The organism is Roseovarius sp. (genome assembly GCF_965228755.1).
Taxonomy (GTDB): domain Bacteria; phylum Pseudomonadota; class Alphaproteobacteria; order Rhodobacterales; family Rhodobacteraceae; genus Roseovarius.
Map to the genome: position 1 here is coordinate 414,236 of NZ_CBDDIG010000013.1, position 10,744 is coordinate 424,979.

A 10,744-nucleotide genomic window follows, 5' to 3' on the forward strand; every position below is an offset into this window, starting at 1 on the left:
GGCCGGCTCAGTTGCCGCCGTTCAGCGCCGTGAGGCCCTTGAGGATGTCGATGGCATAGGCCAGCTGGTAATCCTCGTCGCGCAGCTTGGCGGCCTCTTCGGCGCGCTCCTGCTCTTCCTCGATCTGGCGGATCTCGTCCTCGGACAGGCTGTCATTGTCCAGCCGGCCGCGCAGATCGGCCTCGGAGCGCGAGCGGGGGCGGGTGTTCTCTTCCGCCTCGTCCTCGTTCTCGCTGGCCGGGGGGGTGCGGGGCTGGGCCACGACGATGTCGGGCGAGACGCCCAGCGCCTGGATCGAGCGGCCCGACGGGGTGTAGTAGCGCGCGGTGGTCAGGCGCATCGCGCCGTCGCCCCGCAGCGGCATGACCGTCTGGACCGAGCCCTTGCCGAAGCTCTTGGTGCCGACCACGATGGCGCGGCGGTGATCCTTGAGGGCGCCGGCGACGATTTCCGACGCGCTGGCCGAGCCGCCGTTGATCAGAACCACCATCGGCAGGCCGTTGGCCAGGTCGCCCTCGGTTGCGTTGAAGCGCTCGCCATCCTCGGGGTTGCGGCCCCGGGTGCTGACGATCTCGCCCTTGTCGAGGAAGGCGTCGGCCACCTTGATCGCCTGGGTCAGGAGCCCGCCGGGGTTGTTGCGCAGGTCGAGCACGATGCCGGTGACCTTGTCCATCCCGCCGGCTTCCTCGATCTGTTCGTTGAGGCCGCTTTCGAGGTTCTTGAACGTCTGGTCGTTGAAGGTGGTCACGCGGAGAACGACCGAGTTCCGCTCGGTCCGGGCGCGCACGGCGGTCAGCTTGATGGTGTCGCGGATGATCGAGACGTCGAACGGCTCGGCCTCGCCCTCGCGCACCACGGTGATCACGATTTCCGAGCCCACCGGCCCGCGCATCATGTCGACCGCCTCGTCGAGGGTCAGGCCCAGCACGCTTTCGCCGTCGACATGGGTGATGAAATCGCCCGCCTCGACGCCCGCGCTGTCGGCCGGGGTGCCGTCGATCGGCGAGACGACCTTCACGAAGCCCTCTTCCTGCGTCACCTCGATGCCGAGGCCGCCGAATTCACCACGCGTCTGCACGCGCATGTCGGCGGCGTCGTTGGGCGAGAGATAGCTGGAATGCGGGTCGAGCGAGGTCAGCATGCCGTTGATCGCGGCCTCGATCAGCTCGCCCTCGTCGACCTCCTCGACATATTGCGAGCGGATGCGCTCGAAGATGTCGCCGAACAGGTCCAGCTGTTCGTAGACATTCGTCGTCTTGGCGGATTCCTGCGCCAGAAGCGGCGCGGCGACCTGGGTTGTCACGACCACGCTGGCCAGCGTTCCGGCCACTGCAGCCATAAGGAATTTCTTCATCGGTTCGTCATCCTCTGTCTGTCTTGAACCACGCCTCGGGATCAACCGGCGTGTTGTCCTGCCTGACCTCTACGTAAAGCGTTTCCGTCTGTCCGGCGCCGTTGCCGCTGCCCTCGCGGGTCAGAAGGTCGTCGGCGCCGGTATCCGGCCCGCCCATCAGGCCGACCGGGCTGCCGCCGGGCAGCACTTCACCTGTCTTCCCATAGACCACATCAAGCCCCGCGATCACAAGTAAAATGCCCGCCTGAGGCTCGAGAATGATCACATTCCCGTAATCCAGCAGTGAGCCGCGATAGCGCACGGTGGCCGGCGCCGGGGTGGTCACCAGCGCCCGCGGGCGGGTGGCCATGACGATGCCGGGGCGGGTGATGCCGGCGGCGTCGGCCTCTCCGGCGCGGCGCAGGATCGTGCCCTTGACCGGCAGCGGCAATTCGCCCTTGCGGTCCGAGATGCCCGGCAGGCTTCCCGGGGCCTCGTCCACCGCGATCTGGCTGAGGCCGCTAGCGAAACCTTCCAGCGTTTCGGTCGAGGCCACCAGCAGGGCGGTCTGCACCGGGTCCTCGGTAAAGCGCTTCGGCAGGTCGGTGCGGTCGGCAATCGCCTGACTGAGGGCGGCGCGGGCGGTCTGGGCGCCCTCCAGCCCCTGTTGCAGCTTGTCGGCCGCGCTTTCCTGCAGCGCGCGCAGGACGCTCACCTCCTGCAAATCCTTGCGCAGGCTGCGGGCGCGAATGTCGAGCGCCGGGGCCACCTCGGCCAGGATCATGCCCGAACGGGCGGTGCCCACGGGGCCCGAGGGATGGACAAGCTGCACCGGGGTAGGTGACGCGCCGATGCCCTGCAGGACGCCCAGCAATTGCGCGATCTCGCCCTCGCGGGCCTGCAGGTCGCGCGACAGCACCTCCTCGCGGATGGCGGCGCGGCGCAGGCCCTCGCGCATGGCTTCCAGCCCGTCCTCGTAGGCGCGGATCGCCTCGGTCAGGGCGCGCACGCGGTTGCGGGCGCCATCGGCCTCGTCGAGCAGGGCGCTCGCCTCGGCCAGCCGGGTGGCGGCGGCGCGGGCGGCCTCGGCGGGCTGGGCCGCCTCCTGCGCGGTGGCCGCGCCGGCAAGGCACAGGGCTATGAGCGCGGCCGCCAGCCTCATGAAATAAGGCTCTCCCCGGTCATCTCGGCGGGTTTGTCGAGCCCCATGAGCCCCTTCCGGCCCGCCGGTCAGGATGACAGGCACCGGGTTCAGCGTGTGGGCGGTGTGGGGCTTGCCGGTTCTGGGGTCGATCATGGTTTCGCAATTGCCGTGGTCCGCCGTCACGATCATCGCGCCGCCGGCCTTGTCAAGCGCTTCCAGCACGCGGCCCAGCCCCTGGTCGACCGCCTCGCAGGCGGCGATGGCCGCCGTCAGGTCGCCGGTATGGCCCACCATGTCGAGGTTGGCATAGTTCACCACGATCAGATCGAAGCCCTTCTCGATCGCGCCGACGAAGTGATCGGTCACCTCCGCCGCCGACATCTCGGGCTGCAGATCATAGGTCGCGACCTTGGGGGAGGGAGCCATGTAGCGCTCTTCGCCGTCCTCGGGGGCTTCCTTGCCGCCGTTCAGGAAGAAGGTGACATGGGGGTATTTCTCGGTCTCGGCGGCGTGGAACTGGGTCTTGCCCTGCCTGGCGACCCATTCGCTGAGCGTGTTGGCGGGGCGCTCGTCGGGGAAGATGCAATCCATGTAGGTGGAGTGGCGCCGCGAATACTCGGTAAAGCCGCTGACGATGGCGAAGCGGGGGCGCGTGCCGGTGTCGAAACTGTCGAAATCGGGGTCGGCGAAGGCGGCGAGGATTTCGCGCGCCCGGTCGGCCCGGAAGTTGAGGCAGAGGATGCCGTCGCCATCCGCCATGCCGGCGTAATCGCCCAGCACGCGCGGCTTGATGAACTCGTCGGTGCGGCCCTTGTCATAGGCGTTGGCGATGCCCTCGGCGGCGGTGGCGGCGGTGTAGCCCTTGCCCTGTGCCAGCGCCTCGTAGGCCAGTTGCACCCGCTCCCAACGGTTGTCGCGGTCCATGGCGTAATACCGGCCCGAAACGGTGGCGATATAGGCGCCTTCGGGCAGCGACCGGCGCAGCGCCTCGAGATAGGACTTGGCCGAGACCGGCGCCACGTCGCGCCCGTCGGTGAAGGCGTGGATGGCGACGGGGATCCCGTGGCCGGTCAGGGCGTTGGCGGCGGCAATCATGTGGGTGATATGCGAATGCACCCCGCCATCGGACAGCACGCCCAGGATATGCGCGGTGCCGCCCGTCTCCTTCATCTTCTCGACGAAGCGCAGCACGCCGGGCAGGGTGGCAAAGGCGCCGGTCTCGATCGCCTGGTCGATGCGGCGGAGGTCCATCTCGACCACGCGGCCGGCGCCGATATTCATGTGGCCGACCTCCGAATTGCCCATCTGCCCCTCGGGCAGGCCCACGTCGGGGCCGTGGGTGATCAGCGTCGAATGCGGGCAGGTTGCCATCAGCCGGTCGAAATGCGGGGTATCGGCCAGCACCGGCGCGTTGGCCTCGGTCCGGTCGGACAGCCCCCAGCCATCGAGAATGCACAGCACAACGGGTTTGGGTACGCTCATGGTCACTCCTGCCTGCCTGCGCGCCTTCTAGCGCGGTCGCAAGGCAGGGGAAACCGGTTTGCGTTAACAGGCGGGGATATGCCGCGGAATTGCGGGGTCGTGGCGGCTCATTGCCGGTGATAGGGCGCGCCGGCAAGGATCGAGGCGGCGCGGTAGAGCTGTTCGGCCAGCATCACCCGGGCCAGCATGTGGGGCCAGACCATCTTGCCGAAGGACAGCTTGAAATCGGCGCGGTCGCGCAGCGCGGGCTCGATCCCGTCCGCACCGCCGATGACGAAGGCCACGTCGCCCTGCCCCTCGTCGCGCCAGCGGCCGAGGAGGTCGGCGAAATCCGGGGATGACAGAAGCTTGCCGCGCTCGTCCAGCGCCACGGTCAGCGCGCCCTTGGGGATCGCCCGGTCAAGCAGCTCGGCCTCGGCACTCATGCCGCCGCCCTTGCGGTCCTCGACCTCGGTCATGGCAGCGGGGCCAAGCCCCAGCGCCCGCCCCGTCCGGTCGAACCGGGCCAGGTAATCATCGAGCAAATCGCGCTCAGGGCCGGAACGCAGCCGGCCCACGGCACAGATATGAACGCGCATTCAGCTTGGTGTGGCGGCGGCCTGGTGGGTCGGCAGCCACATTTTTTCCAGCTGGTAGAACTCGCGCACTTCCGGGCGGAAGACATGGACGATCACGTCGCCCGTGTCGATCAGCACCCAGTCTCCGGTATCCTTGCCCTCGATCTTGCTGGCGACGCCAAGCTCGGTCTTCAGGCGCTCGGCCAGTTTCTCCGAGATCGACGAGACCTGACGGCTCGACCGGCCGGAGCAGATCACCATGTAATCGCCGATCGCGGTTTTCCCGCGCAGGTCGATCTGCACGATGTCTTCGGCCTTGTCGTCGTCAAGTGAGGTCAGGATACGCTCAAGCTGCGTTTCGCTCGTTGCGTTCATTGCGGGCAAGCCTTGCGCCGCAGGGTCAGCGGCCATTGCCGCATCAGCCGTAAAAGACAGGACATTGTCCTCCTTCATTGCACACCGTCCAAAGCCCCGGTGCCGGGCATGACATAAAGGTAGCAAGCGCAGGGTGACATTTCAATGAATGGCGGGGGTGGCAAATACGCCGTGGCGCATTTGCGCCACCTTTTTCGTCAGTCCTTGACGCTCGCGGCCGTCGGCAGCTCCGATCCCGGCGGTTCCGGGTCGTTGCCCAGCAACCGAACCTCCCGCTGCGGGAAGGGGATGGAGATGCCGTTCTCCTTGAACGCGTCCCAAAGCGCCAGGTAGACATTGCCCCGGATATTGGTGAGCCCCCCGGTCGGGTCGGAGATCCAGAAGCGCAGGATATAATCGACCGAGCTGTCGCCGAACCCCACGATATGGCAGACCGGTTTCTTGAAGCTCAGCACCCGCTCGACCTTCTGCGAGGCCTCGATGGCGATGCGCCGCACCTCGTGCGGATCGTCGGCATAGGCGGTGCCGAAATAGATATCCAGCCGCACGTAATCGTTGGAATGCGACCAGTTCACCACCTGGCCGGTGATCAGGTCCTCGTTCGGGATCAGGTATTCCTTGCCGTCCCGCGTGGTGATCGAGACGTAGCGCGCGCCAAGGCTGTTGATCCAGCCGAAGGTTTCGCCAAGGCTGATCACGTCGCCCGGCTTGATCGACCGGTCGAGCAGCAGGATCACCCCCGAGACGAGGTTCGACACCACCTTCTGCAGGCCGAAGCCAAGGCCCACGCCGATGGCCCCCGACAGCACGGCCAGCCCGGTCAGGTCGACGCCCACGGCCTTCAGCCCGATGAAGAAGGCCGCGCCGTAAAGCACCACCTGCAGCAGCTTGATCGCCAGCACCTGCATCGAGGGCGAGATTTCCTTGTTCGACCGGATCCGCGCCGAGGTGGTGCCCGAGATGAACCGCGCGCCGTACATCAGCAGCATGATCACGGCGATGCCCTGCAGGATCACCCAGAGCGACAGGCGCATCTCGCCGATCTCGATCGCCGCGCTTTCCAGTAGCGATTGCGCCTCGTCGGTCAGGTCGAGGATGCTCAGCGTCACCCATGTCCAGCCGACATAGCGCACGGCCGAGCGGATCACGCCGTTGGTGATCAGCCGGGTGACGATGGCGATGATCAGCCAGGCCAGCGCAAGCTGGGCCACGATGAACAACAGGTAGGACCGGCTGGGCCACGTCACCTCGCGCATGATCCAGACGGCGGGCCAGCTCAGCAGCACGAAGAAGATCAGCCGCAGCCGCCGGTGGATAAGCACCAGGAACCGCATCCGCCATTTCGGCCAGCCCTCTCGCGCGCGCATCCAGTCGTGCAGGCGCGGGCCGAACAGGCGAGACAGCACATGCGCCACCACCACCAGCCCGACGATGATCGCGACCTGGTAGGCGTTCCACGGCCTGAGCAGGTTCAGCGCAAAAACCTGAACCTGGTCCCAGACGCCCAGGGCGATTTCCTGTGCATCCTCGAGGGTGTTGATTTCCTCTTCCATGGTCAAAGAGTTACACGCCGGGGCGCACCCGGCAAGTCTGCACTGGACATGGGGGCCATCTGGCGTAGGCTCGGCATCCGCGACAACCGGAGACCATGATGACCACCCTTCTCGTGACCCATGACGATTGCACCCGCCACCTGACGCCCGCGGGCCACCCCGAGCGCGTCGCCCGGCTGGAACACCTGATGGCGGCGCTGGAGGGCAAGGCCCTGACCCGGATCGAGGCGCCGGAGGCCAGCGACGACGATATCTGCCTGGTTCACCCGCAGGCCTATCTCGACCGCATCCGCGCGGCGGAACCGTCCGAGGGGATCGTCGCGCTCGATGCCGACACGCACATGTCGCCCGGCTCCTTCGACGCCGCGATGCGGGCCGTGGGCGGGGCGTTGCAGGCGGTCGACATGGTGATGGCCGGCGAGGCCGCGAACGCTTTCGTCGCCACGCGCCCGCCCGGCCACCACGCCGAGACCGAAACGCCGATGGGTTTCTGCCTGTTCGGCAACGCCGCCATCGCCGCCAAACACGCGCTCGACCGGCACGGCCTGTCGCGGGTGGCGGTGGTCGATTTCGACGTGCACCACGGCAACGGCACGCAGGATCTGCTGTGGTCCGAGGCGCGCACGCTGTTCGTTTCCTCCCACCAGATGCCGCTCTGGCCCGGCACCGGCGCGGCGGAGGAACGCGGCGCGCATGAGAACGTCATCAACGTCCCCCTCGCCCCGCAGACCGGCGGCGACGGGTTCCGCAAGGCCTACGAGGCGCAGGTTTTCCCGGCGCTGGAAGAGTTCAAGCCGGAGCTTCTGATCATCTCGGCCGGGTTCGACGCCCACAAGGCCGATCCGCTGGCCAACCTGATGCTGGACGAGGACGATTTTGCCTGGGTCTCGCGCAAGCTGTGCGAGATCGCAGCCCGGCACGGCGAGGGGCGCGTGGTGTCCTGCCTCGAAGGGGGATACGACCTGGGCGGCTTGTCGCGCGGCGCCGCAGCGCATGTCGACGAGCTGATCCGCGCCGGCGGCTGAACCGCTATCCGGTGGCGTACCGCTTGCGCGCTGCGCTCTCGCTCATCAGCCATTCGGCCACCACGTCGCTTTCCGCGTGCGGTTTCGCGCCGTTCCGCCGCAGGAGGTAATAGCCCGACTCCGTGCGCACATGCGTCTCGCCCAGCGGCTTGACCAGCGTGCCGGCCTGCAGGTGCCGGTCGACCAGGTGCCCCCAGCCCAGCGCGATGCCCAGCCCGTCGATCGCCGCCTGTATCGCCAGCGGGTAGGTGTTGACGAAGGTCGATAGCCGTACGCTGGCCGGGTCGATGCCGTGATGGCCCAGCCACGTCTTCCAGTTCAGCCATTCGGTGTGGTTGTTCGTCACCTCGATCAGCGATTGCGCCGGCAGTTGCTCGACCTTCTCGACCCGCGGCTCGCACAGCAGGTAGCCGGGCGCGCAGACCGGGAACACCGTCTCGCCGAACAGCCTGTCGGCGGTATAGCCGGGCCAGTCGCCGTCGCCGCGCAGGATCGTCAGGTCGAAATGCTCGGCCAGGCATTCGCTGTCGATGTCCGAGGATACCAGGCTGATGGTGATGTTGGCGTTCGACTGGTGGAACTTGTGCAACCGCGGCATCAGCCACAGCGACGAGACCGAGTTGGTGGCGGCCATCCGCACGGTGCTGCGCTGGCGCTCGCTCAGCATGTTCTCCGAGGCGCGTTCCAGCGTCTTCAGCGCCGGCACGATCCCGTTCAGAAGCTTGCGCCCGTGATCGGTCAGCCGCACAGAACGGTGCCCCCGCACGAAGAGCGCACAGTTGAAATGATGCTCCAGCAGGCGGATCTTGCGGCTGACCGCCGTTTCGCTGACGTGAAGCTCTTTCGCGGCCGCGGCAAAGCTTTCCAGCTCCGCCGCCGCCTCGAAGGTCAGCAGGTAGTCGAGCCGTGGCAGGGCCGCCCTGTTTTTAAGCATCTTTGTCGTGCCTCCGCGGTGGGGCAGGTGAAGAATGCAGTTGCAGCATAAGGTACAGGGCCGCGCCGGGGTTTGCCAAACTTTTTTTGGGGCCAACCACAACCAATTTAGAATCAGAACCGGCCCGGATGTTTGCGATACTGGCCCTGCTGAAAGAAGCGACCCGGACAAACCGGGCGCTCGAACCGCAATGGGGAGTTAACATGAAACTAGCAAAAATGGTGTCGGTGGCGGCGCTTGGCCTGGCCATGGCGACCGCCTCGACGGCGCAGGAAGACAGTTCCGAGCCGATCGTCATCCCGATTCACAACTGGTCGAGCCAGATCGTGATGTCGCACGTGGTCGGCCAGATGTACGAGATGATGGGCAACAACGTCGAATTCGTCACCACCGACAGCCAGGCGGTCTACGAATCGGTCCGCCTTGGCGACGTGACGCTCGAGCTCGAGGTCTGGGAAGGCGCGTTCGGCGCCTCGTTCCGGACCGCTCTGGAAAAGGGCGGCCTGCACGACGCGGGCGATCATGACGCGGTGACGCGCGAAGACTGGTGGTACCCGATGTGGACCAAGGAGGCCTGCCCGGGCCTGCCCGACTGGAAGGCGCTCAACGACTGTGCCGAACTGTTCGCCACGGCCGAAAGCGGTGACAAGGGCATGTTCCTCGACGGCCCCGTCGACTGGCTCAAGCACGGCAAGGAACGGGCCGAGGCGCTCGACCTGAACTACGTGGTGAAGAACGCGGGCTCCGCCGCCGCCCTCTGGGCGCATATCGGCGCGGCCGAGTCGGACAAGACGCCGGTGCTGGTCTTCAACTGGACGCCCAACTTTGCCGAAGCCGTCTGGCCCGGCGAGTTCGTCGAGTTCCCGGAATGGGAAGACGGCTGCGACACCGATCCGGCGAAGGGCCCGAACCCCGACGCGCTTTATGACTGCGGCAACCCCGCCGACGGCTACCTGAAAAAGGCCGCCTGGGACGGGATGAAGGACAAGTGGCCGAACGCTTACGAGGTGCTGACCAAGATCTCCTTCACCAATGCCCAGATCGCCGACATGGCCAAGCTGGTCGATATCGACGAGTACGAGCCGGAAGAAGCCGCCCAGATCTGGCTGGAAGAGAACGAGGATGTCTGGAAAGCGTGGATGCCGGAAGGCGCCACCTGACCCGCATGTCCGCCTCCTGTCCGGCCGCGTGGCCGGGCAGGGGGCATTTCCATCGCTCCTTTCGCCCGGGTCGCCCGCGCGGCACGGACGATTTGGTCACTTCGCGGGCCTGCCGTAAGCTCGGCATGAACCAGACAGGGATAAACCGACCATGACCAGCGAACCCCCCGTCATTTCCTGCCGCAACGCCTGGAAGATTTTCGGGGCCGATCCGAAGGGGTACCTTCGGTCCATGCCCGAGGGGCACAGCTATGACCAGATCCGCGCCGACGGCTACATCGCCGGGGTCAAGGATGTCTCGGTCGACGTGGCCAAGGGCGAGATGCTCGTCATCATGGGCCTGTCGGGCTCGGGCAAGTCCACGCTCGTGCGCTGTTTCTCGCGCCTGCACGACATCACCGGCGGCACGATCGAGGTCGAGGGGCAGGATATCATGGCCCTTTCGGAGAACGAGCTGATCGAGCTGCGGCGTTCCAAGATGGGCATGGTGTTCCAGTCCTTCGGCCTGCTGCCGCACCGCACGGTGCTGGAAAACGTGGCCTTCCCGCTGGAAATGCGCGGGCAGGACAGGCACGCGCGGCGTGAGCGCGCGCTCGAGGTGATCAAGCTGGTAGGGCTGGAGGGGCGCGAGGATTACTTCCCGCGCGAGCTTTCGGGCGGCCAGCAACAGCGGGTGGGCATCGCCCGCTCGCTTGCCATCGAGCCGGATATCTGGTTCCTCGACGAGCCCTTTTCGGCGCTTGACCCGCTCATTCGGCGCGAGATGCAGGACGAATTCTTGCGCCTGCAGGACATGCTGGGCAAGACCATCGTCTTCATCACCCACGATTTCGACGAGGCGCTGCGCCTGGCCGACCGTATCGCGATAATGAAGGACGGCGCGATCGAGCAATGCGACACGCCCGACCAGATCGTGCTGAACCCCCAGACGGCCTATGTTCGCAAGTTCACAGAGGATATCGACAAGGCCCGCGTGGTGCATGCCGGCGTGCTGGCATCGCCCGTGAACGGTCAGGCGCCCGAGGGCGAGCCGGTGCAGGGCGACATGACCATCCTGCAACTGGCCCGGCTGTTGGTGAACGACACGCGGGATCACCTGCCGGTGACGGCGAAGGACGGCACGCTGATGGGCGTGCTGGAACGGCGCAAGGCGCTCGACGTGCTGCTGGGGGACCAGTGAG

The 10,744-nt window shown here is 66.6% G+C and carries 9 protein-coding genes and 1 pseudogene; 3 read left to right on the plus strand and 7 right to left on the minus strand.

The window, feature by feature from the left end; all coding sequences use genetic code 11:
- Positions 1-7 precede the first annotated feature (7 nt).
- From ACO07J_RS20395 to ACO07J_RS20420, 6 genes and pseudogenes are all read right to left on the minus strand, one after another.
- Positions 8-1,354, minus strand: a complete 1,347-nt coding sequence (locus ACO07J_RS20395; protein WP_422032374.1) for a S41 family peptidase — start codon at positions 1,352-1,354, stop codon at positions 8-10.
- Positions 1,355-1,361: 7 nt separating this feature from the next.
- Positions 1,362-2,495, minus strand: a complete 1,134-nt coding sequence (locus ACO07J_RS20400) for a murein hydrolase activator EnvC family protein (protein WP_422032376.1) — start codon at positions 2,493-2,495, stop codon at positions 1,362-1,364.
- Positions 2,492-3,959 (minus strand): annotated as a pseudogene (gpmI, locus tag ACO07J_RS20405) (2,3-bisphosphoglycerate-independent phosphoglycerate mutase). Before gpmI ends, ACO07J_RS20400 begins: the two are co-directional and overlap by 4 nt.
- Positions 3,960-4,066: 107 nt before the next feature.
- Positions 4,067-4,537 (minus strand): 23S rRNA (pseudouridine(1915)-N(3))-methyltransferase RlmH, encoded by a 471-nt coding sequence (gene rlmH / locus ACO07J_RS20410; RefSeq protein ID WP_422032378.1) that lies wholly within the window; start codon positions 4,535-4,537, stop codon positions 4,067-4,069.
- Entirely contained in the window at positions 4,538-4,927 is a 390-nt protein-coding gene (gene rsfS / locus ACO07J_RS20415; RefSeq protein WP_300896381.1) for a ribosome silencing factor, read from the minus strand.
- Positions 4,928-5,088: 161 nt separating this feature from the next.
- Entirely contained in the window at positions 5,089-6,444 is a 1,356-nt protein-coding gene (locus ACO07J_RS20420; protein ID WP_422033474.1) for a mechanosensitive ion channel family protein, read from the minus strand.
- A gap of 98 nt (positions 6,445-6,542) precedes the next feature.
- Here ACO07J_RS20420 and ACO07J_RS20425 point away from each other — a divergent pair, with 98 nt between their 5' ends.
- Complete coding sequence (locus ACO07J_RS20425) at positions 6,543-7,469, plus strand: histone deacetylase family protein (RefSeq protein ID WP_422032380.1); 927 nt, start codon at positions 6,543-6,545, stop codon at positions 7,467-7,469.
- Between the two features lie 4 nt (positions 7,470-7,473).
- Here the strand turns inward: ACO07J_RS20425 and ACO07J_RS20430 are convergent, their stop codons facing one another.
- Positions 7,474-8,403 carry a LysR substrate-binding domain-containing protein gene (locus ACO07J_RS20430; RefSeq protein ID WP_422032382.1) on the minus strand — a complete coding sequence of 310 codons (930 nt, stop codon included), beginning with the start codon at positions 8,401-8,403 and terminating at the stop codon, positions 7,474-7,476.
- A gap of 218 nt (positions 8,404-8,621) precedes the next feature.
- Here ACO07J_RS20430 and ACO07J_RS20435 point away from each other — a divergent pair, with 218 nt between their 5' ends.
- The gene (locus tag ACO07J_RS20435; RefSeq protein WP_422033476.1) at positions 8,622-9,563 is read left to right on the plus strand and encodes an ABC transporter substrate-binding protein; all 942 of its coding nucleotides are present in this window, start codon (positions 8,622-8,624) and stop codon (positions 9,561-9,563) included.
- Positions 9,564-9,714: 151 nt separating this feature from the next.
- Complete coding sequence (locus tag ACO07J_RS20440; RefSeq protein ID WP_422032384.1) at positions 9,715-10,743, plus strand: quaternary amine ABC transporter ATP-binding protein; 1,029 nt, start codon at positions 9,715-9,717, stop codon at positions 10,741-10,743.
- The last annotated feature ends 1 nt before the right edge of the window (position 10,744 follow it).

Bases quoted from the DNA above. Each gene is read 5' to 3' on its own strand.
- rsfS (WP_300896381.1), bottom strand. From the start codon at position 4,927: ATGGCCGCTGACCCTGCGGCGCAAGGCTTGCCCGCAATGAACGCAACG.
- ACO07J_RS20440 (WP_422032384.1), top strand. From the start codon at position 9,715: ATGACCAGCGAACCCCCCGTCATTTCCTGCCGCAACGCCTGGAAGATT.
- ACO07J_RS20430 (WP_422032382.1), bottom strand. From the start codon at position 8,403: ATGCTTAAAAACAGGGCGGCCCTGCCACGGCTCGACTACCTGCTGACC.
- ACO07J_RS20400 (WP_422032376.1), bottom strand. From the start codon at position 2,495: ATGAGGCTGGCGGCCGCGCTCATAGCCCTGTGCCTTGCCGGCGCGGCC.
- rlmH (WP_422032378.1), bottom strand. From the start codon at position 4,537: ATGCGCGTTCATATCTGTGCCGTGGGCCGGCTGCGTTCCGGCCCTGAG.
- ACO07J_RS20395 (WP_422032374.1), bottom strand. From the start codon at position 1,354: ATGAAGAAATTCCTTATGGCTGCAGTGGCCGGAACGCTGGCCAGCGTG.
- ACO07J_RS20425 (WP_422032380.1), top strand. From the start codon at position 6,543: ATGACCACCCTTCTCGTGACCCATGACGATTGCACCCGCCACCTGACG.
- ACO07J_RS20435 (WP_422033476.1), top strand. From the start codon at position 8,622: ATGGTGTCGGTGGCGGCGCTTGGCCTGGCCATGGCGACCGCCTCGACG.
- ACO07J_RS20420 (WP_422033474.1), bottom strand. From the start codon at position 6,444: ATGGAAGAGGAAATCAACACCCTCGAGGATGCACAGGAAATCGCCCTG.